Origin of the sequence: Humibacillus xanthopallidus (assembly GCF_006716675.1) — a bacterium.
GTDB classification, from domain to species: Bacteria; Actinomycetota; Actinomycetes; order Actinomycetales; family Dermatophilaceae; genus Humibacillus; species Humibacillus xanthopallidus_B.
On sequence record NZ_VFPM01000002.1, the window covers coordinates 1147280 to 1167998 of the forward strand.

General features: G+C 71.1%; 17 protein-coding genes. 14 read left to right on the forward strand and 3 right to left on the reverse strand.

Going from position 1 to position 20719, the window contains the following annotated elements; translation table 11 throughout:
- Window positions 1-50: 50 nt before the first annotated feature.
- The 7 genes from FBY41_RS13235 (at window position 51) to FBY41_RS13265 (ending at window position 8038) form a co-directional block, all read left to right on the forward strand.
- Window positions 51-1295 (forward strand): ABC transporter substrate-binding protein, encoded by a 1245-nt coding sequence (locus tag FBY41_RS13235; RefSeq protein WP_141844687.1) that lies wholly within the window; start codon window positions 51-53, stop codon window positions 1293-1295.
- The gene (locus FBY41_RS13240; RefSeq protein WP_141844688.1) at window positions 1292-2410 is read left to right on the forward strand and encodes an ABC transporter ATP-binding protein; all 1119 of its coding nucleotides are present in this window, start codon (window positions 1292-1294) and stop codon (window positions 2408-2410) included. The genes FBY41_RS13235 and FBY41_RS13240 overlap by 4 nt, the downstream gene beginning before the upstream one ends.
- Entirely contained in the window at window positions 2403-3317 is a 915-nt protein-coding gene (locus tag FBY41_RS13245) for an ABC transporter permease (protein WP_141844689.1), read from the forward strand. The genes FBY41_RS13240 and FBY41_RS13245 overlap by 8 nt, the downstream gene beginning before the upstream one ends.
- On the forward strand, window positions 3317-4111 hold the full coding sequence (locus tag FBY41_RS13250) for an ABC transporter permease (protein ID WP_141844690.1): 795 nt from the start codon (window positions 3317-3319) through the stop codon (window positions 4109-4111). Before FBY41_RS13245 ends, FBY41_RS13250 begins: the two co-directional genes overlap by 1 nt.
- Before the next feature lie 6 nt (window positions 4112-4117).
- A complete protein-coding gene (locus FBY41_RS13255; RefSeq protein ID WP_141844691.1) occupies window positions 4118-5377 on the forward strand; it encodes a saccharopine dehydrogenase family protein in 1260 nt (419 codons plus the stop codon).
- A gap of 119 nt (window positions 5378-5496) precedes the next feature.
- On the forward strand, window positions 5497-6960 hold the full coding sequence (locus FBY41_RS13260) for an NAD-dependent succinate-semialdehyde dehydrogenase (protein ID WP_141844692.1): 1464 nt from the start codon (window positions 5497-5499) through the stop codon (window positions 6958-6960).
- A 61-nt stretch (window positions 6961-7021) separates the two neighbouring features.
- The gene (locus FBY41_RS13265) at window positions 7022-8038 is read left to right on the forward strand and encodes a DnaB-like helicase C-terminal domain-containing protein (RefSeq protein WP_141844693.1); all 1017 of its coding nucleotides are present in this window, start codon (window positions 7022-7024) and stop codon (window positions 8036-8038) included.
- A gap of 18 nt (window positions 8039-8056) precedes the next feature.
- Here the strand turns inward: FBY41_RS13265 and FBY41_RS13270 are convergent, their stop codons facing one another.
- Window positions 8057-8413, reverse strand: a complete 357-nt coding sequence (locus FBY41_RS13270) for a barstar family protein (RefSeq protein ID WP_141844694.1) — start codon at window positions 8411-8413, stop codon at window positions 8057-8059.
- Window positions 8410-8892, reverse strand: a complete 483-nt coding sequence (locus tag FBY41_RS13275; RefSeq protein ID WP_141844695.1) for a ribonuclease domain-containing protein — start codon at window positions 8890-8892, stop codon at window positions 8410-8412. Before FBY41_RS13275 ends, FBY41_RS13270 begins: the two co-directional genes overlap by 4 nt.
- A 79-nt stretch (window positions 8893-8971) precedes the next feature.
- On the opposite strand from FBY41_RS13275, the gene FBY41_RS13280 reads away from it, so the two are divergent.
- From FBY41_RS13280 to FBY41_RS13305, 6 genes are all read left to right on the forward strand, one after another.
- The gene (locus tag FBY41_RS13280) at window positions 8972-9493 is read left to right on the forward strand and encodes a pyridoxamine 5'-phosphate oxidase family protein (RefSeq protein ID WP_141844696.1); all 522 of its coding nucleotides are present in this window, start codon (window positions 8972-8974) and stop codon (window positions 9491-9493) included.
- Between the two features lie 33 nt (window positions 9494-9526).
- Window positions 9527-10732, forward strand: a complete 1206-nt coding sequence (dxr, locus tag FBY41_RS13285) for a 1-deoxy-D-xylulose-5-phosphate reductoisomerase (RefSeq protein ID WP_141844697.1) — start codon at window positions 9527-9529, stop codon at window positions 10730-10732.
- A 176-nt stretch (window positions 10733-10908) separates the two neighbouring features.
- Complete coding sequence (locus FBY41_RS13290; protein WP_141844698.1) at window positions 10909-12255, forward strand: M50 family metallopeptidase; 1347 nt, start codon at window positions 10909-10911, stop codon at window positions 12253-12255.
- Between the two features lie 161 nt (window positions 12256-12416).
- On the forward strand, window positions 12417-13577 hold the full coding sequence (gene ispG, locus FBY41_RS13295; RefSeq protein ID WP_141844699.1) for a flavodoxin-dependent (E)-4-hydroxy-3-methylbut-2-enyl-diphosphate synthase: 1161 nt from the start codon (window positions 12417-12419) through the stop codon (window positions 13575-13577).
- 168 nt (window positions 13578-13745) lie between these two features.
- A complete protein-coding gene (locus FBY41_RS13300) occupies window positions 13746-17663 on the forward strand; it encodes a Pls/PosA family non-ribosomal peptide synthetase (protein WP_141844700.1) in 3918 nt (1305 codons plus the stop codon).
- 55 nt (window positions 17664-17718) lie between these two features.
- A complete protein-coding gene (locus FBY41_RS13305; RefSeq protein WP_141844701.1) occupies window positions 17719-19035 on the forward strand; it encodes a M1 family metallopeptidase in 1317 nt (438 codons plus the stop codon).
- Between the two features lie 25 nt (window positions 19036-19060).
- Here FBY41_RS13305 and FBY41_RS13310 read toward each other — a convergent pair whose 3' ends face one another.
- Window positions 19061-19783 (reverse strand): 4'-phosphopantetheinyl transferase family protein, encoded by a 723-nt coding sequence (locus FBY41_RS13310; protein WP_185749043.1) that lies wholly within the window; start codon window positions 19781-19783, stop codon window positions 19061-19063.
- Window positions 19784-19855: 72 nt separating this feature from the next.
- Between FBY41_RS13310 and FBY41_RS13315 the strand changes: the two genes are divergently transcribed.
- Entirely contained in the window at window positions 19856-20701 is an 846-nt protein-coding gene (locus FBY41_RS13315; RefSeq protein WP_260439753.1) for a GNAT family N-acetyltransferase, read from the forward strand.
- Window positions 20702-20719: the final 18 nt, after the last annotated feature.

Below are 20719 nucleotides of genomic sequence, written 5' to 3' on the forward strand. Positions count from 1 at the left end.
GTCGATCCCCTCCACCCGGCCCCACGACAACCCCTGGAGAAGTGAAACCCATGAACGACAAGTCATTCGACAAGGACAACCCGATCCTGCGAGCCGCGCTCATGCGGGGTCTCGTCAGCCGCAGGTCGGCGATGATGGGGGCCGCCGGCGTCGGCGCCGCCGCCTTCCTCGCAGCGTGCGGATCGGCCGGCAAGAACGCCTCCACGGGTGGCGCGTCCGGTGGCGTGGCGAGCCGCACCGCCGCGGCTGCCCAGGACATGTCCGACACCGAGAAGGTCGTCAACTGGTCGAACTGGACCGAGTACATCGACACGAGCGAGGACGGCAAGAGCCGCCCGACGCTCGACGCCTTCCAGAAGCAGACCGGCATCAAGGTCAACTACACCGAGGACTACCTCGACAACGACGAGTTCTACGCGAAGGTGCGCCCCCTGCTCGAGGGCGGCAAGGACACCGGCCGCGACGTGTGGTGCAGCACCGACTGGATGGTCTCCCGCCTCATCCGCCAGGGGTACGTGCAGAAGCTCGATCTCGCCAACATCCCCAACGCGAAGAACCTCGACGACTCGCTGAAGAACGTCGAGTTCGACCCTGGCCGGCAGTACTCGCTGCCCTGGCAGAGCGGCTTCGCCGGCATCGGCTACAACCTCAAGGCCACCGGCGGCAAGAAGATCGAGTCGATCACCCAGCTGCTCACCGACCCCGCGCTCAAGGGCAAGGTCACGCTCCTCACCGAGATGCGCGACACCGTCGGCCTCGTGATGATGGAGCAGGGCAAGGACATCTCGAAGTTCACCGACGCCGACTTCCAGGCCGCGATCGACATGCTCCAGCAGGCCAAGGACTCGGGGCAGATCCTGCGCTTCACCGGCAACGAGTACACCGAGGGTCTCGCGAAGGGTGACATCGCAGCGTGCGTGGCCTGGACCGGTGACGTCGTCCAGCTGCAGTTCGACAACAAGGACATCCAGTACGCCCTGCCGGAGAAGGGCTTCACTCTCTGGTCCGACAACTTCGTCATCCCGGCGCTCGCCAAGCACAAGAAGAACGCCGAGAAGCTCATCGACTACTACTACGACCCGGCCGTCATGGCGCAGGTCGCGGCGTGGGTCAACTACATCGCTCCCGTCAAGGGCACGGAGGAGGAGCTCGTCAAGATCGACCCCGAGCTCGGCAAGAACCCCCTCATCGTGCCGACCGACGAGGTGCTGGCTCGGGCCCAGGTCTTCCGCGGGCTGAGCACGGCGGAGGAGACGAAGTACAACAAGCTCTTCTCCGCGCTGACGACGGCATGAGCGAGCAGAGCAAGGGCGACCTCAGCCTGGTCGCCCTCACGAAGTCCTTCGCGACCTTCACGGCCGTCCACCCGCTCGACCTCACCATCCCGCAGGGATCGTTCTTCGCGCTGCTCGGGCCCTCGGGCTGCGGCAAGACGACGACCCTGCGGATGATCGCCGGGCTCGAGGAGCCCACCGGCGGGCGGATCCGGATCGGCGAGACCGACATCACCGACACCAAGGCCTACCAGCGCAACGTCAACACGGTCTTCCAGAGCTATGCCCTCTTCCCGCACATGACGGTGGTCGACAACGTCATGTTCGGGCTGCGTCGGCGCGGCGACAAGGACGCCAAGGCCAAGGCCAACGAGGTGCTCGAGCTGGTGCAGCTCGGACAGGTCGCGAACAAGAAGCCGACGCAGCTCTCGGGCGGCATGCAGCAGCGCGTGGCGCTCGCCCGTGCCCTCGTCAACCGGCCCGACGTGCTGCTCCTCGACGAGCCGCTCGGCGCGCTCGACCTCAAGCTGCGGCGCCAGATGCAGATCGAGCTGAAGCGCATCCAGCAGGAGGTCGGCCTGACCTTCATCCACGTCACCCACGACCAGGAGGAGGCCATGACCATGGCCGACTCCATCGCCGTGATGAACGCCGGCCGCATGGAGCAGCTCGGCGACCCGGCGACGCTCTACGAACAGCCGCGGTCGACCTTCGTCGCCAACTTCCTCGGGCAGTCCAACCTGCTGCGGGCCCGGGTCAACCCCGGTGGCACCGACGACATGGTCACGGTGCGGGCCCATGACGTCGACCTCGAGGTCTCGCGGGAGCACCTTCCCGACGGCGTCGGCGACGTGTGGCTCGGCGTGCGGCCGGAGAAGCTGCGTCTCGGCGAGTCGGGTGGCCCGAACCACCTGCGCGGCATCGTGCGCGACGTGTCCTTCAGCGGTGTCGCCACGCAGTACTCCGTCGAGATGCCGTGGGGCCAGGAGCTCATCGTCATCCAGCAGAACGACGGGTCCAACCGGGCCACCCTCGGCGAGGCCGTCACCGTCTCCTGGGCCGCCCAGCACGGATTCGCCCTCGATGCGTCGCAGGACGCAGAGGCCGGGGCCGAGCTGGTGGACGACCATGGCTGAGACCGCGGTCCTGTCGACCGGCTCGGCAGCGCCGCCGAGCCGGCGCCGGCGCAACTGGGTGCCCTACGCGCTCCTGCTCCCCGGAATCCTCTGGCTCATCGTCTTCTTCGTCCTGCCGATGGTGACCCTGGCGTCGCAGTCGCTGCAGGAGGGCAACGTCGACGACGGCTACGTCTTCACGGCCAACTTCAGCATCTACGTGGACGCGCTGAAGCAGTACTGGCCGCAGTTCGTGCGTTCGTTCGTCTACGCCGGCATCGCCACGGGTCTCGCGCTCCTGCTCGCCTACCCGCTCGCCTACTTCATCGCGCAGAAGGCCGGACGCCACAAGAACCTCGTCCTCGTGCTCGTCATCGCGCCGTTCTTCACGAGCTTCCTCATCCGCACGCTCGCGTGGCGCACGATCCTCTCGGACGACTGGTTCATCACGACGTGGGCGCAGAACCTCCACATCACCGACTTCCTGCAGGCCGTGGGGCTCACCGACAACGACTCGCTGCTCAACTCGCAGTTCGCCGTCATCATGGGCCTGACCTACAACTTCCTGCCGTTCATGATCCTGCCGCTCTACACCTCGCTCGAGCGCCTCGACCCGCGGCTCATCGAGGCTGCGGGCGACCTCTACGCGTCGCCGTGGCAGACCTTCCGCAAGGTCACCTGGCCGCTGTCGCTCCCGGGCGTCGTCGCCGGCACCCTGCTGACCTTCATCCCGGCCGCAGGTGACTTCATCAACGCCCGCCTGCTCGGCAACACCCAGACGACGATGATCGGCTCGGTCATCGACGCCCAGTTCCTCCGGGTGCTCGACTACCCGCTCGCGGCCGCGCTTTCGTTCATCCTGCTCATCCTCATCGTCGCCATGGTCTCGGTCTACGTGCGCCGGGCCGGAACGGAGGAGCTGCTCTGATGTCCTGGATCAAGCGACACCTCATCACCTTCGCCGCGATCGCGGTGCTCATCTACATGCTCGTGCCCAACGTCATCGTGGCCGTGTTCTCCTTCAACGACCCCGCGGGCAAGTACAACTACACCTTCAACGAGTTCTCGACGGAGGCCTGGACCAACCCCTGTGGGGCGCAGGGCATCTGCGAGTCGCTCGGGCTCAGCCTGCAGGTCGGCGTCATCGCATCGCTGGCCGCAACGGCACTGGGCACGATGATCGCCTTCGCCCTCGGCCGGTACCGCTTCCGCGGACGGTCGGCGACGAACCTGCTCATCTTCATGCCGATGGCCACGCCCGAGGTCGTCATGGGTTCGAGCCTCCTGACGCTCTTCCTCATGCTCGGCGTCCCGTCCGGCCGCACGGCGATCCTCATCGCGCACATCATGTTCTGCGTGTCGTTCGTCGTCGTCGCCGTCAAGGCACGGGTCGCGACCCTCGACCCGAAGCTCGAGGAGGCAGCGGCAGACCTCGGGGCCAACCCGACGCAGACCTTCCTGCGGGTGACCTTGCCCCTGGCTGCACCCGGCATCGCGGCGGGCGCGCTGCTCGCCTTCTCGCTGAGCTTCGACGACTACATCATCACGAACTTCAACGCGAGCCCGAGCTCGATCACCTTCCCGATGTACGTCTGGGGTGCCTCAGCGCGCGGCGTGCCCGTGCAGGTCTACGTCATCGGAACCATCATGTTCCTCCTGGCTCTCATCGTCGTCATGACCGGCCAGCTCATCTCCAGCCGACGCAACCGACAGGTGGCCTGATCCAGCATGCGTGTCCTCATGATCGGCTCCGGGGGAGTCGGCGACGCTGCCGCGCGCATCGCGGCGGAGCGTGACTTCTTCGAGCTGTGGGTCGTCGCCGACTACGACGCGGCGCGGGCCGAGCGCACCGTCGCGGCGGTCACCGGACGGCATTCCGGAATGACGGGTGGGGAGGGGCGCTTCGTCGCCGCCCAGGTCGACGCCTCGTCGGCCGGGGCGGTGACGGAGCTCGCCCTCGCCCACGGCGCGACCCACGTCTTCAACGCCGTCGACCCGAAGTTCACCATGTCGATCTTCACCGGTGCCCGGGCCGCGGGGGCCGACTACCTCGACATGGCGATGAGCCTGTCGCAGCGCCACCCCGAGCAGCCGTATGCCGTCACCGGGGTCAAGCTCGGCGACGAGCAGTTCGCGGTGGCGGGGGAGTGGGAGGCCGAGGGGCGTCTCGCGCTCGTCGGCATCGGCGTCGAGCCCGGGCTCTCCGACGTCTTCGCCCGGTATGCCGCCGACCACCTCTTCGACGAGATCGACGAGCTCGGCACCCGCGACGGCGCCAACCTCGTCGTCCACGATGACCAGGGCAACGAGATCTTTGCCCCGAGCTTCTCGATGTGGACGACGATCGAGGAGTGCCTCAACCCGCCCGTCATCTGGGAGAAGGACCGCGGCTGGTTCACGACGGCCCCCTTCAGCGAGCCGGAGGTCTTCGACTTCCCGGCCGGCATCGGGCCGGTCGAGTGCGTCAACGTCGAGCACGAGGAGGTCCTCCTCATGCCGCGCTGGGTCGACGCGAAGCGGGTCACCTTCAAGTACGGCCTCGGCGACGAGTTCATCACCATCCTCAAGGTACTCAACACTCTGGGGCTCGACCGCACCGAGCCCATCACCGTCAAGGGCGTGCAGGTCTCGCCGCGCGACGTCGTCGCCGCGGCGCTGCCCGACCCCGCGACGATCGGTCCGCGGATGAGCGGCAAGACGTGCGCGGGGCTCTTCGTCACCGGCACGGGCAAGGACGGCCGTCCGCGCCGCACCTACCTCTACCACGTCGTCGACAACGCCGACACGATGGCCGACTACGACGCCCAGTGCGTCGTCTGGCAGACGGCGGTCAACCCCGTCGTCGCCCTCGAGCTGCTCGCGAACGGCACGTGGAAGGGCACGGGGGTCCTCGGGCCCGAGGCGTTCGACGCGGTGCCGTTCCTCGACCTGCTCGCCGCGCCCAAGCCCGAGGGCTACGGCTCGCCCTGGGGCCTCGAGGACCGCTGAGCAGCGTTTCGTGCGGGAGCCGCAGGCCGCTCAGCACCGCTCGGCACCGCTCACGGGTCGGTCACGGCCACCGAGGGCCGAGCGGTCCCGATCATCTACCGAGAGTTAGGGTTTCAGTCATGGCAACGGTGACGCAGCAGTCAGTTCTCGAGTCCGTCCCCAAGGGACTGCTCATCGGCGGTCAGTGGCGCGATGCCAGCGGCGGCAAGACCCTCGCGGTCGACGACCCGGCCACCGGCGAGATCCTCACGCACGTCGCCGACGCCAGCGTCGCCGACGGCAAGGCGGCCCTCGACGCGGCCGTCGCGGCGCAGTCGGACTGGGCGCGAACGGCACCGCGCGACCGCGGGGAGCTGCTGCGGGCGGCATACGAGAAGATCACCGAGCGCGCCGACGAGTTCGCGATGCTCATGACCCTCGAGATGGGCAAGACGCTCGCCGAGAGCCGCGGCGAGGTCGCCTACGGCGCCGAGTTCTTCCGGTGGTTCTCCGAGGAGGCCGTGCGCATCGGAGGCCGCTACGCCGTCGCTCCCAACGGTGCCACCCGCCTCATGACGATGAAGCAGCCCGTCGGCCCCGTGCTCATGATCACGCCGTGGAACTTCCCGCTCGCCATGGGCACCCGCAAGATCGGCCCGGCCATCGCGGCCGGCTGCACGATGGTCGTCAAGCCGGCCAGCCAGACCCCGTTGACGATGCTCGCGCTCGCCGACCTGCTCCAGGAGGTCGGGCTGCCCGACGGCGTGCTCAACGTCGTCACGACGACGACGACCGGCGAGGTGATGGAGCCGCTCATCCGCGACCCGCGCCTGCGCAAGCTGACCTTCACCGGGTCGACGCCGGTGGGCCGCAAGCTCATCGAGCAGGCGTCCCAGCAGATCCTGCGGGTGTCGATGGAGCTCGGCGGCAACGCGCCGTTCCTCGTCTTCGGCGACGCCGACGTCGACAAGGCGGTGACCGGGGCCATGCTGGCCAAGATGCGCAACATGGGCGAGGCCTGCACCGCCGCCAACCGCTTCTACGTGCACGAGTCGCTCGCCGAGGAGTTCTCGGCCAAGCTCGCGGAGCGGATGGGTGCGCTCACCCTCGGCCGCGGCACCGAGGATGGCGTCGACGTCGGTCCGCTCGTCGACGAGAAGTCGCGCGACAAGGTCTCTGCGCTCGTCGACGACGCCGTCGCCAAGGGCGCCAAGGTCGTCGTGGGTGGCTCGGCCCGCGAGGGTGCGGGCTGGTTCTACCAGCCGACCGTCCTCACCGACGTGCCCGAGACCGCCGACCTCGCTCGCGAGGAGATCTTCGGGCCGGTCGCCCCGGTGTCGACCTTCAGCACCGACGAGGAGGCGATCCGGATGGCCAACGACACGGAGTACGGTCTCGTCGCCTACCTCTTCACCAACGACCTCTCGCGGGCGCTCACGGTCTCCGAGGCCCTCGAGTTCGGGATGGTCGGGGTCAACCAGGGCATCGTCTCCAACCCGGCGGCGCCCTTCGGCGGCGTCAAGGCCTCGGGCGTCGGCCGGGAGGGCGGCTTCGAGGGCATCGAGGAGTACCTCGAGACGAAGTACGTCGGGATGGCCCTCTGAGGGCTGCGCCGAAGTCGCCAAACCGCCCCACCGCCGCACGCGGCTGTGGTCCAATCTGCGCATGGTGACACCTGCGGCCCACCGCGAGACCGGACCGCTTCGCTCCCTCGAGGCGCTGCTCGACGACACGGACGCGGTGCTGAGGCGGGGCGGCACGGCTGGGGCGACCGTGTGGGCGACCGGGTTCCCGGTGCTCGACGCCACCCTGACCGGCGGGTTCCGCTCGGGCGAGCTCGTGCTCCTCGGCGGCCCGGCCGGTCACGGCAAGACGACGATGGGGGTGCAGTTCGCCCGCAACGTCGTCGCGGCCGGAGGCACCGCGGTGATCTTCTCCTACGAGCACGAGAGCCACACGCTCCTCGAGCGACTCATCGCCCTGGAGGCGGCCGAGCGCACGCCCGGTGAGGTCGCCGGCGTCATCGAGGTTCGGCGCGCCTTCGAGGCGGGTTCGGGAGGCGGGTCCCTCGAGGCCGTGCTGTCCGCGCTCCCCGGTGGAGCGCCGGCGTATGCCGCCCTGACGAGCTATGGCGACCGGCTGCACATCCATGAGTCCTCCGGAGCGACGACGACGCTCGAGGAGGTCTCCGCCGTCATCCGCGCCGTGACGCAGACGACGGGGGAGGCGCCCTTCGTGCTGCTCGACTACGTGCAGAAGATCCCGGTCGACCGCCCCGACGAGACCGAGCGGGTCACGGCAGCAGCCGAGGGCCTCAAGGACCTGGCGCTCGAGGCCCGGGTGCCGATCGTCGCGATCTCGGCGGCCGACAAGGAGGCGCTCGTCTCGGGGCACCGCATGCGGACGCACGACCTGCGCGGGTCCTCGGCGCTCGCCTTCGAGGCCGACGTCGTCATGATCGTCGGCGACAAGGTCGACATCGTCTCGCGCGAGCACCTCGTCTACGACCTCGGCAACATCCAGCGCTTCCGGGGCTGGTCGGTGCTGACGATGGAGAAGAACCGCCACGGCCAGGCCCGGGTCGAGCTCGAGTTCGCCAAGGACTTCGAGCACGGCCGCTTCCACCCCGAGGGCAACGCCGTCAACGAGCGCCTGATCGACGAGCGCGTCTTCATCTCGTAGCGGCAGCCGGCCCGCAGCTCAGCGAGCGATGACCGTGATGCGCACGTCGTCGCGCTCGTCCTGCACCTGCTCGAGGATGTCGACGACGGTCTCGTAGGTGTCGTGGTCGACCCGGCGGAGGGCGCCGACGTGGTCCCACACGAGCTCGAGGGTCTGGCCCCGGGGCACCTCGAGGTCGCGCAGGGCATCGAGCAAAGCGTCCCAGTTGCGGCCGAACCAGTCGGGAAGGTCGAGGTCGCGGGCGAAGGCATCGAGCACGCCGGCCTTGTCGGTGCTGCCCCCGGCCGCGCTGACGATGCGCACGTCGTGGCCGAGTGAGGCGAGCAGGTCAAGGTGGTCGTCGGCCTCGCTGTGCGGCCCGAGGAACGTCGTCATGCCCCCTCCTCGATGCGGCTGAACGACGCGTAGTGGTCGGCGGTCCAGTAGCGCTCGCCCTGGGACCCCGTGATGATCCGACGGGCTCCACGGTCACCTGAGCCGGGCGTGATCACGGTGAACTCCTTGTAGTAGCCGCGCGGTTCGGCCGGCAGCAGCCGCTCGCGGTTGGCGAAGGTCTGGTTGTCGCTGCGGGGGTAGGGATACGGCCCGCCCGCGCGGATGAGCGCCAGTGTCGCCCGCGCCTCGGGCGGCAGGGCCGACGCGGCGATCCACGGCAGTCCCGAGACGGGATCGGTCGCCCCACCCGGAGTGTCCGACGAGCCCGGCGTCGTCGTCGTGATCGTGACACCGACCGGGGTGGGGGAGGCGTCCGACGCCGGTCCGCCCCGAGCGGCCTGCACGACGAGCCAGGTCAGCACGACGAGGACGGCGACGAGCACGCCGAGCAGGATCGGTCGGGAGCGGAGCGAGTTCACGCCGCCATCATGCCGCCCACCCCTGCGGAGGCGGGACTGGCAGCGAGCGGTTGTCGGCGGGCGGGTCTACGGTCGGAGGATGCTCGAGACCACAGACGAGATCGACGCACTGCAGGCGCTCCTCGACGCCTCGCACGCGAGGGCGACAGGTCACCTGCGGGGCATCATCAACGACGACCGCACGCTCACCGCGGAGCAGCTCGTCGCGCTCCTCACGGGCATGAAGGTGCTCTCGGTTGCGACGGTCACGGCCCACGGAGAGCCGCGCATCAGCGCTCTCGACGGCCACTTCCTGCACGGCACGTGGACGTTCAGCACCGACGGCAGCTCGGCCAAGGCGCGCCACCTCGCGCGTCAGCCGGCCACCAGCGTGGCCCACATCGACGGCGAGGACCTCGCGCTGTTCAGCCACGGCTATGCCGAGCTGATGGAGCCGGGGCCTGCCCGAGACGAGGTCGAGGCGCACTGGACAGCCCACTACGGCAGCAGCCCGTGGTCGTGGGGTGACGACATCAGGATGTATCGCCTGCGGATGACCTGGGCCGTCGCCTACGCCTTCAAGCGCGACGAGCTGCTGCAGGCCAGAGGAGTGGCCACCTGAGCCGACGGCCGGCAGCTGCGCGAGAATGCCGGGGTGACCGACACCCCGCCGCATCTTCGCCGCATCATCCTGCTCGGGTCGACCGGGTCGATCGGCACCCAGGCCATCGACCTCGTGCACCGCAACCGTGACCGCTTCGAGGTGGTCGGGCTCGGTGCTGGAGGCAACCTCGAGCTCGTCGCCGAGCAGGCCGTCGCCCTGCGGGTCCCCGTCGTCGCGGTGGCGAGCGGTTCGGAGAGCGACCTGGCCACCGTCATCGCGCGCGCGGCCGACGCAGCGGGCGTCACGGCATACGACCCCGAGCTGCTCGTCGGCGCGGACGCGAGCACGACGCTGGCCGCCCGTGAGGCCGACGTCGTCGTCAACGGCATCACGGGCGCCATCGGTCTCGAGCCGACGCTCGCCGCCCTGCGGGCCGGCACGACGCTGGCGCTGGCCAACAAGGAGTCGCTCATCATCGGCGGTCCGCTCGTCAAGGCGATCGCCGCACGCGGCCAGATCGTGCCCGTCGACAGCGAGCACTCCGCGATCGCCCAGTGCCTCCGCGGAGGGCGTGCCGAGGAGGTGCGCCGGCTGGTCGTGACCGCCAGCGGGGGGCCGTTCCGGGGCCGCTCACGTGCCGAGCTCGCCGATGTCACGCCCGATCAGGCGCTCGCCCACCCGAACTTCTCCATGGGGCGCGTCATCACGACCAACTCGGCCACCCTCGTCAACAAGGGCCTCGAGGTCATCGAGGCGCACCTGCTCTTCGACATCCCGTTCGACCGCATCGACGTCGTCGTGCACCCGCAGCAGATGATCCACTCGATGGTCGAGTTCGTCGACGGCTCGACGATCGCGCAGGCCGGGCCGCCGCGCATGCTCGTGCCGATCGCCCTCGGCCTGAGCTGGCCCGAGCGGATCGCTGACGCCGACGTGCCGGTCGACTGGACCCGTGCCCAGAGCTGGGAGTTCGAGCCGCTCGACGACGGCGCCTTCCCTGCCGTGGCGCTCGCGCGCCGCGTCGGCGAGGCCGGGGGCACGTGGCCCGCGGTCTACAACGCCGCCAACGAGGTCTGCGTCGACGCCTTCCACGAGGGGCGGCTCGGCTTCGTCGACATCGTCGACACCGTCGCGCGCGTCGTCGAGGCGTATGCCGTCGAGCCGGCCTCGCACGTGCGTGACCACACGCTCGACGACGTGCTCGCCGCCGACGCCTGGGCACGTGAGGCAGCGCGGACCACGATCGGCCCTGCCTGAGGCTCGCGGCGGGCCCCGGCGCGCTCGAAGGGGACTCATGACGGACGTTCGCGGCATACGAGAGGGGTGCTGAGCCTGGCGCCGTGGCGAAGGTCCGTCAATGGTCCCCGGTTGGCCGGGGTCGCGGGGTCGGGCGTCGAGTCGGGATTCACAGCGTGGCGATGTGACAATGGGATGTGCTCTTCGTCCTAGGGGTCCTCGTCGTCGTGGTCGGCGTGGCGCTGTCCATCGCCCTGCACGAGATCGGTCACCTCGTGCCCGCCAAGAAGTTCGGCGTCAAGGTGACCCAGTACATGGTCGGCTTCGGCCCGACGATCTGGTCGCGCAAGCGCGGTGAGACCGAGTACGGCATCAAGGCGGTTCCCCTCGGTGGCTACGTGCGCATGATCGGCATGCTGCCCCCACGCCCGGGTGACAAGCCCGGCGAGCTGCGCACGCTCTCGACCGGGCGCTTCAGCCAGATGGTCGACCAGGCGCGCGCCGACTCGATGGAGGAGGTGCGTCCCGGCGACGAGGACCGTGTCTTCTACAAGCTGAGCCCCGGCAAGAAGATCATCATCATGCTCGGCGGCCCGGTCATGAACCTCCTCATCGCCGCCGTGCTGCTCACCGGCGTCATCACGATCTACGGCCTGCCGCAGGTCGCGCCGAAGGTCGGGCTGCTGTCGGCCTGCGTCCCGACCGCGGCCCCGACCCTGCAGGTCCCGCAGCCGGCGTGCGCCGCGGGCGACCCGCAGAGCCCGGCCGCCGCTGCAGGCCTCAAGGTCGGCGACCGCATCGTCTCCGTCGACGGGCGCTCGATCACCTCGTGGGACGAGGTCTCGGCCGCGATCCGCGAGAGCCAGGGGCGGACCATGAGCTGGGTCGTGCAGCGCGGCGACCAGCAGGTGCCGATCTCCCTCACCCCGGCGGTGCTCGAGCGGGCCACCTACGGCGAGGACAACAAGCCCGTCGCGCAGGACGGCAAGATCGTGCTCTCCTCGATGGGCTTCGCCGGCATCACCCCGGCGCAGGAGCTCGTCCGGACGCCGATCTACGAGGCGCCGAAGTTCGTCTGGGACCGCACCGTCGACACCGCCTCGATCATCGTGCGGATCCCCGAGAAGATGGCGGGCGTCATGCAGGCCGCGTTCGGCTCGGGTGAGCGTGACCCCAACGGCCCGATCTCGGTCGTCGGTGTCGGCCGCATCGGCGGCGAGGTGGCGGCGCTCGACATCCCCGCCGACGAGGGGGGCAACTGGCTGAAGCTCGCCCAGCTCGTGCTCCTCATCGCCTCGCTCAACCTCGCCCTGTTCGTCTTCAACCTCGTGCCGCTGCTCCCGCTCGACGGCGGCCACGTGGCCGGCGCGATGTGGGAGGCGGTCAAGAAGGGCTGGGCGCGGCTGCGGCACCGGCCCGACCCCGGCTACGTCGACGTGGCCAAGGGCCTGCCGATCGCCTACGGCATGTCGCTCGTGCTCATCACGATGTCGGTTCTGCTCATCTACGCCGACATCGTCAAGCCCATCAACATCTTCGGCTGACAACACGCGCAGCATGCCGCGCGACGAACTGCTCTTTCGATTGGGAGCGGCGCCTGAGAACCACGGCGCGGCTCGCCCACCGGCCGACGAAGTGCTCTCTCGATCGGGGGGTGCCCGGGGGCGGAGGCTCCCCGGGCGGCTCGGGCGGCCATAATGGCGGCATGAGCGTTTCCCTCGGTATGCCGCCCCTGCCCCCGCCGGTCCTCGCGCCCCGTCGCCAGACCCGTCAGATCCACGTGGGCAAGGTCGGCGTCGGCAGCGACTACCCGGTCTCGGTCCAGTCGATGACGACGACGCCGACGACCGACATCAACGCGACGCTCCAGCAGATCGCCGAGCTGACGGCCAGCGGTTGCGACATCGTGCGCGTCGCCTGCCCGAGCCAGGACGACGCCGACGCGCTGCCCGCGATCGCGCGCAAGAGCCAGATCCCGGTCATCGCCGACATCCACTTCCAGCCGAAGTACGTCTTCGCCGCCATCGACGCCGGCTGCGCCGCGGTCCGCGTCAACCCCGGCAACATCCGGCAGTTCGACGACCAGGTCAAGGAGATCGCCAAGGCGGCCAAGGACGCCGGCGTCTCCATCCGCATCGGCGTCAACGCCGGCAGCCTCGACAAGCGGATCATGGACAAGTACGGCAAGGCGACGCCCGAGGCCCTCGTCGAGTCGGCGGTCTGGGAGGCGAGCCTCTTCGAGGAGCACGACTTCCACGACTTCAAGATCTCGGTCAAGCACAACGACCCGGTCATCATGGTGCGCGCCTACGAGCTGCTCGCGGAGCGGGGCGACTGGCCCCTCCACCTCGGCGTCACCGAGGCCGGCCCCGCGTTCCAGGGCACCATCAAGTCGGCCACGGCCTTCGGCGCGCTCCTCTCGCGCGGCATCGGCGACACGATCCGCGTCTCTCTCTCGGCCCCGCCCGTCGAGGAGGTCAAGGTCGGCATCCAGATCCTGCAGAGCCTCAACCTGCGCCCCCGCAAGCTCGAGATCGTCTCGTGCCCGTCGTGCGGCCGCGCCCAGGTCGACGTCTACACCCTCGCCGACCAGGTGACCGCCGGGCTCGAGGGCATGACGGTGCCGCTGCGCGTCGCCGTCATGGGGTGCGTCGTCAACGGTCCCGGCGAGGCCCGCGAGGCCGACCTCGGCGTCGCCTCGGGCAACGGCAAGGGCCAGATCTTCGTCAAGGGCGAGGTCATCAAGACCGTCCCCGAGGCCCAGATCGTCGAGACCCTCATCGAGGAGGCCATGCGCCTCGCCGAGGAGATGGGCGAGCCGGTCGACGAGGAGTCGGCCGGGGCCCCCAGCGTCACGGTCAGCTGACCCGGCTCGGGACCGGCGCGTCGCACCCGTGACGCCGCCGCGACGCGGCCGTGACGCCGCCATGACAAGGCCGGGCCAACCTCGGCGACGACGCCCGCCGTTCACTGAGGCTCACTAGACTCCGAGGCACCGCCCGACAGGGCGGTGGCCACTGGTGAAGGAGTCGCCTTGCCCGACCCGCTGCTCGCCGGTGATCGGGCGCCTGCGCCCCGTACCCTCGTCGACGTCCTGCACGCGACGATCGACGCGCACCCCGACGCGCCGGCCATCGACGACACGCGCTCGGTCCTCACCTACCGCGAGCTCGGCGAGCACGTCGACGCCATGGCTCGGGCGCTGCGATCAGCCGGGGTGCGCACCGGCGACCGGGTCGGCATCCGCGCGCCGTCGGGCACCCACGACCTCTACGTCGCCATCCTCGGCATCATGCGGGCAGGCGCGGCCTACGTGCCCGTCGACGCCGACGACCCCCAGGAGCGGGCCGACCTCGTCTTCGGGGAGGCGCAGGTCACTGCGGTCGTCGGTGCCGGCCGGGCCGTCACGAGCCTGCAGGCACCGACGCCACCCACCGAGCCGTATGCCGTCACGGACGCCCCGCTCGCCGACGTGCAGCCGCGCGACGACGCGTGGGTCATCTTCACCTCCGGCTCGACCGGCGTGCCCAAGGGTGTCGCCGTGACCCACCGGTCGGCTGCGGCCTTCGTTGACGCAGAGTCGCGGATCTTCCTGCGGCAGAGACCGATCGGGCCGGGTGACCGGGTGCTCGCAGGCCTCTCCGTGGCCTTCGACGCGTCGTGCGAGGAGATGTGGCTCGCCTGGGCGCACGGCGCCTGTCTCGTGCCCGCTCCCCGGGCACTCGTGCGCACCGGCATGGACCTCGGTCCGTGGCTCGTGGCGCAGGGCATCACCGTCGTCTCGACGGTGCCGACCCTGGCAGCACTGTGGCCGGCCGAGGCGCTCGAGCCGGTGCGCCTGCTCATCTTCGGCGGCGAGGCGTGCCCGCCCGAGCTCGCGGCCCGCCTCGCGACCCCGGAGCGCGAGGTGTGGAACACCTACGGCCCCACGGAGGCCACGGTCGTGGCCTGCGGGGCCCTGATGACGGGCGAGGGGCCCGTGCGGATCGGCCTGCCCCTCGACGGCTGGGACCTCGTCGTCGTCGACGAGCACGAGCAGCCGGTGCCTCCCGGTGCCACGGGCCAGCTGATCATCGGGGGAGTGGGGCTGGCGCGCTACCTCGACCCGGCCAAGGACGCCGAGAAGTTCGCGACCATGCCGACCCTCGGCTGGGAGCGGGCCTACCGATCGGGCGACCTCGTCGTCAACGACCCCGCTGGGCTCGTCTTCATGGGGCGCGGCGACGAGCAGGTCAAGCTCGGCGGGCGACGGATCGAGCTCGGCGAGGTCGATGCCGCCCTCCAGTCGCTCCATGCGGTGACCGGAGCCGCCGCAGCGGTCAAGACCACCCCGGCCGGCACCCAGGTGCTCGTCGGCTACGTCGTGCCGGACGACGCCGGCACCTTCGACACCGAGGCGGCGAGGACGAGGCTGCGCGAGGAGCTGCCGGCCGCGCTCGTGCCGCTGCTCGCGCTCGTCGACGAGCTGCCGACGCGCACCTCCGGCAAGGTCGACCGTGCTGCCCTGCCCTGGCCGCTGCCCGGAGCCGAGCTCGGCGACGACGAGGACGACCTCGAGGGCCTCGAGGGCTGGCTCGCCCGGCAGTGGACGAGCGTGCTCGGTGCCCGGGTCGCCTCGCCCGACGCCGACTTCTTCTCGCTCGGAGGTGGCAGTCTCTCGGCCGCCCAGCTCGTGTCGCTGCTGCGCGAGCGGGTGCCCACCGTCACGGTCGCCGACGTCTACGACCGCCCCCGCCTCGGCGCGCAGGCCGAGTTCCTCGAGGCCGCGGAGCCGGCCCCCGACCCGCAGCCGCCGCGACACGTGCGCCGCATCCCGCGCCACATCCAGCTGCTCCAGACGGTCGTCTCGCTCCTGCTGCTCACCGTCAAGGGGATGCAGTGGGTCGTGGGGCTCGTCACGGCGACCGAGCTCCTCCGAGCCCTCGGTCTCGCGCCGTGGGCCCCGCCGACGTCGTGGTGGGTGCTCGGCATCGGCTGGCTCGCGTTCATCACCCCGGTGGGACGGATGGGCATCTCGGCCCTCGGGGCCCGCATCCTGCTCGCCGGGGTGGAGCCCGGCACCTACCCCCGGGGCGGCCACGTTCAGCTGCGGCTCTGGGCGGCCGAGCGCTTCACGGAGTCGATGGGCGCGGTGTCCCTCGCGGGCGCGCCGTGGATCCTCGCCTACGCGCGGGCCCTCGGCGCGAGCGTCGGGCCCGGTGTCGACCTGCACAGCGTGCCGCCGGTGACGGGCATGCTGACGATCGGCGACGGCGCGAGCGTCGAGCCGGAGGTCGACCTCTCCGGCTACTGGATGGACGGCGACGTCGTCCACGTCGGCACCATCGAGATCGGGGCCGGGGCCACGGTCGGGGCGCGCAGCACGATCGGACCGGATGTCGTCATCGGCCGCGACGCGCTCGTCGAAGCCGGTGCCACCGTGCTGTCCGACGTCGCGGCCGGCACGACCGTCGCGGGCTCCCCGGCCATGCGCGTCGGCTTCGGCGGCAGCGGCTCCGGCAGGTGGCCGTCGCAGCGCCCGGCCCGTCGCTCGGCCTGGGTGCCCGTCTACGGCCTGTCCTCCATCGTGCTCGCCGTCATCCCCCTCATCGCGCTCGTGCCCGGTCTGCTCGTGCTCGCGAACCGCCTGCGTGACGCGGACTCGTACGGCGACGCGGCCCGGGCGGCATACCTCGTCGTGCCGGCCGTGACGGTGCTGGCGCTCATCACCCTCGCGCTGCTGACGATCCTCGTCGTGCGCCTGCTCGGCCTCGGTCTCAGCGAGGGGTTCCACCCCGTGCGCAGCCGCGTCGGCTGGCAGGTGTGGGTGACCGAGCGACTCCTCGACCAGGCCCGCACGCTGCTCTTCCCCATCTATGCGAGCCTGCTGACCCCGTGGTGGCTGCGCGCCCTCGGAGCGCGCGTCGGCACCGGCGTCGAGGCCTCGACGGTGCTGCTGCTGCCGAAGATGACGACCGTCGCCGACGGCGCCTTCCTCGCCGACGACACGCTCGTCGCCGGCTACGAGCTGGGCCGTGGCTGGATGCGCATCGCGCGGGCGAAGGTGGGCAAGCGGGCGTTCCTCGGCAACTCGGGCATGACCGCCCCGGGCCGGCGGGTGCCGAGAGACGGCCTCGTGGCCGTCCTCTCCGCCGCGCCCCAGAAGTCCAAGGCCGGCTCGAGCTGGCTCGGCAGCCCTCCCGTCCGGTTGCGCCGCGCCGCACCCGACAGCGACCTCGAGCGCACCTATGCACCGCCGCTGCGGCTCAAGGTGATCCGTGGCCTCGTCGAGCTCTGCCGCATCGTGCCGGTCATGGTCAGCGTCGCCCTCGGCGTCACGGTCTTCCTCGCCCTCGCCTGGGTGGTCGACCGCTTCGGTCTCTGGCAGGCGGCCGCGCTCTCCGGCCTCGTCCTCGCGGTCGTGGGGGCGGTCGCGGCAGCGATCACCACTGCCGCGAAGTGGGTCGTCGTCGGCCCGATCCGCGCCGTCGAGCACCCGCTGTGGAGCCCCTTCGTGTGGCGCAACGAGGTCGTCGACACCTTCGTCGAGATGGTCGCCGGCCCGTGGTTCGCCTGGACGGCGACCGGCACCCCGGCGATCAACATCTGGCTGCGCAGCCTCGGCGCCCGCATCGGCCACGGCGTCTGGTGCGAGACCTACTGGCTGCCCGAGGCCGACCTCGTCAGCCTGGGCGAGGGCGTCACCGTCAACCGTGGCTGCGTGCTCCAGACCCACCTCTTCCACGACCGGATCATGTCGATGGACACCGTGACCCTGGAGGACGGCGCCACGCTGGGTCCCAACGGCGTCATCCTCCCGGCCGCCTCGATCGGTCGGGGCGCGACCGTCGGCCCGGGCTCGCTCGTGCTGCGCGGTGAGTCCGTGCCCGCCGGCAGTCGCTGGACCGGCAACCCGATCGCGCCGTGGCGCCGGCCGACGAAGCGCTCCCGGGCCAAGGCGGGCTCCTCGTGACGCGCCGCGTCGCCGCGCCCCGCGGGCGGGGCCACGTGCGGCATAGTGTGGCCCCGTGCTCGTGACGTCTGGTGACCCCTATGTACCCGGTCGCGGGGACGCCTCCTACGAGGTGCGCCACTACGACCTCGACCTCGACTACAAGGTGTCGTCCAACCGCCTGAGCGGCAGGGCGCGGCTCGACGTCGTCGCCACACAGCACCTGACGCAGCTGCGCATCGACCTCGTCGGCCTGCGGGTCTCGAAGGTGAGCACCGGGCGCCTCACCACCCGGTGGACCCAGCGCGGGGGGCACGTCACCGTCACGCTGCCCCGCCCCCTCGACCCCGGCGAGACCACGAGCGTCACGCTGACGTATGCCGGCAACCCCGGTCCCGCTCGCTCGGTCTGGGGCGAGGTGGGCTGGGAGGAGCTCGACGACGGCGTCCTCGTCGCCAGCCAGCCGACGGGGGCCCCGACGTGGTTCCCGTGCAACGACCACCCGCGCTCCAAGGCGACCTACCGCATCGCGATCGAGTGCGACTCGCCGTACACCGTGTGCGTGACGGGCACGCTCACCGGTCGCTACGTGCGCGGCAGCCGCACCCGGCACGTCTTCGACGAGGCCCACCCGATGGCGACCTACCTCGCCGCCGTTCACGTGGGCCAGTACGACCGCGCCGTGCTCGCCGAGGGCCCCGTCCGCCAGGTCGTCGTCGCCCCGCCGCGCCTGCACCGGCAGGTGCTGGGCGACCTGCAGCTCCAGCCGCGCATGATGGACCTCTTCGTCGACCTCTTCGGCCGCTACCCCTTCGCCGACTACACGGTCGTCGTCACCCCCGACGAGCTCGAGATCCCGCTCGAGGCGCAGGGCATGGCCACCTTCGGGCCCAACTGGCTGAGCGGCCGCGGCGCCCACCAGCGCCTCATCGCCCACGAGCTCGCCCACCAGTGGTTCGGCAACAGCCTCACCGTGACGTCGTGGGCGGACATCTGGCTCAACGAGGGCTTCGCCTGCTACGCGGAGTGGCTGTGGTCCGAGGCGTCGGGCGGCCCGGCCGCCGACGTGCTCGCGACGCAGCACCGCACCCGCCTCGCGGGCCTCGCCCAGGACTTCGTGCTCGCCGACCCGGGCCCCGACACGATGTTCGACGACCGCGTCTACAAGCGCGGCGCCCTCACCCTGCACGCGCTGCGCCTGCACCTCGGTGACGAGAGCTTCTGGGCGCTGTTGCGCGCCTGGGTGGCGGACCACGAGCACGGCTCGGTGTCCACGGCCGAGTTCGTCGCGCACGCCGCGACCGTCGACCCCTCGGGTGACGCGGAGCGACTCCTGGAGGGTTGGCTCCGGCAGCCGGCGCTACCGGCCCTGCCTCGTCCGGCACGGCGCTGAGCAGGCCGACGAGGCGTGCACGCCGTCAGTCGCCCGGCGCCTCGTGCGCCGTGACCTCCACGGTGCCGTATGCCGCCGCGAGCGCGAGCGCTCCCACGTGGCCGCCGTCGCCGAGCGGGAGGTCGACCACGGTCACCGGCGGCCGGTCGGGCAGGACGAGGACGGCGCGACCCGGCTGGGGCGTCCTCAGCGCGGCCGGGTCGACGACGAAGCCGGCTCCGAGGGCCTTGAGGGCCGCCTCCTTGCGCACCCAGCTGACGGCCCGCGCGGCGTCGTCGAGGTCGCGCGACCGCTCGCTCGGGTGCATCGCCACGCCGTCGAAGCCCGCGAACCGGGTGGCCGCCACCCGCTCGACGTCGACGCCGACCGGCGCGTCGGTCGACACGGCGACGGCCACGAGGTCGGGGGTGCGTGACAGCGAGACGTGCACGCCCGGATGGCCGACGAGACGCGGCGAGCCGTGCTCGTCACCGCACCGTGCGCACGTGCGGTCGAAGACGAGCTGCCCGGGCTTGGCGCCGACCACCTGCCCGAGGACGTCGCGAGCGAGCACGTGGAGGACGGCATACGCCCGTGCCGCCATGGGTTCACGCAGAGCGGCGAGCCGGCCGCGCTCCAGCGGGTCGAGCGGGCCGAGCCGCCTCTCCCACGCGACCGAGCGGCCCGGGTGTGCGAACCAGGCGTCGGCGCGGCCGACACCGGAGGCCGGTGCCGCATCAGGCGCCCGCGGTGGGACGGAGGGTGGCACGACACCAGAATGGCGCACCGCCGCTCGCGTGCCCGGGGTGACACGGCCGGTCGGGACGGGCAGGCTGTGAGGGTGCTTCGCCAACGTCTCCCCGTGCGGCCGCTGACGACCGCGGACCATGACGCTGCCCTGGAGTGTTGCGCCCGCGACCGCGCGGCCAACGTCTTCGTCGCGGCGCGCATCGTCGAGGGGTCGCTGCGCACGTCCCCGGGTGCCGTCCTCGGGCACTGGAACGGCAGCGAGCTGGCGGGACTGGCCTGGGTGAGCGCCAACGTCGTGCCGGTCGAGCTCGACGACGACGGCGTGGCGGGGGTGGCGCAGAAGATCACCCGGATGCGCCGTCAGGTCGCCTCGATCTTCGGCCCGTCGCCGCAGGTGACCGGCCTCTGGGAGCGGCTCGGCCCCGCGTGGGGCCAGGTGCGGGCGGTGCGCACGCACCAGCCGCTGCTCTCGACCTCGACGAGGCCCTCGGAGCTCGGGCTCGAGCTCGACGAGGGGGTCCGCCCCGCCAGGCCCGGCGAGGTCGACATCGTGCTGCCCGCCGCCGCACACATGTTCACCGAGGAGATCGGCTACCCGCCCTTCTACGGCTCGGACCGCGGCTACCGGGCGAGCATCGCGAGCCTCATCCGGGCCGGCCACACCTTCGTCAAGGTCGAGGACGGCGAGGTCGTGTTCAAGGCCGACGTCGGCTCGCTCGCACTCGGCTGCGCCCAGGTGCAGGGTGTGTGGCTGCACCCGCGCCTGCGCGGGAGGGGGCTCTCGGTGCCGGCGATGGCGAGCGTCGTCGAGCAGGTGCTGGCCGGCGCCGCCGACGAGGTGTCGCTCTACGTCAACGACTTCAACGTGGCGGCGCGGGCAACCTACGCCCGCTGCGGATTCCGCGAGGTCGGTGCCTTCACGACCGTCCTGCTCTAGGTCTGCCCGTGCGGCCTA

Bases quoted from the DNA above. Each gene is read 5' to 3' on its own strand.
- FBY41_RS13235 (WP_141844687.1), top strand. From the start codon at position 51: ATGAACGACAAGTCATTCGACAAGGACAACCCGATCCTGCGAGCCGCG.
- FBY41_RS13240 (WP_141844688.1), top strand. From the start codon at position 1,292: ATGAGCGAGCAGAGCAAGGGCGACCTCAGCCTGGTCGCCCTCACGAAG.
- FBY41_RS13245 (WP_141844689.1), top strand. From the start codon at position 2,403: ATGGCTGAGACCGCGGTCCTGTCGACCGGCTCGGCAGCGCCGCCGAGC.
- FBY41_RS13250 (WP_141844690.1), top strand. From the start codon at position 3,317: ATGTCCTGGATCAAGCGACACCTCATCACCTTCGCCGCGATCGCGGTG.
- FBY41_RS13255 (WP_141844691.1), top strand. From the start codon at position 4,118: ATGCGTGTCCTCATGATCGGCTCCGGGGGAGTCGGCGACGCTGCCGCG.
- FBY41_RS13260 (WP_141844692.1), top strand. From the start codon at position 5,497: ATGGCAACGGTGACGCAGCAGTCAGTTCTCGAGTCCGTCCCCAAGGGA.
- FBY41_RS13265 (WP_141844693.1), top strand. From the start codon at position 7,022: ATGGTGACACCTGCGGCCCACCGCGAGACCGGACCGCTTCGCTCCCTC.
- FBY41_RS13270 (WP_141844694.1), bottom strand. From the start codon at position 8,413: ATGACGACGTTCCTCGGGCCGCACAGCGAGGCCGACGACCACCTTGAC.
- FBY41_RS13280 (WP_141844696.1), top strand. From the start codon at position 8,972: ATGCTCGAGACCACAGACGAGATCGACGCACTGCAGGCGCTCCTCGAC.
- ispG (WP_141844699.1), top strand. From the start codon at position 12,417: ATGAGCGTTTCCCTCGGTATGCCGCCCCTGCCCCCGCCGGTCCTCGCG.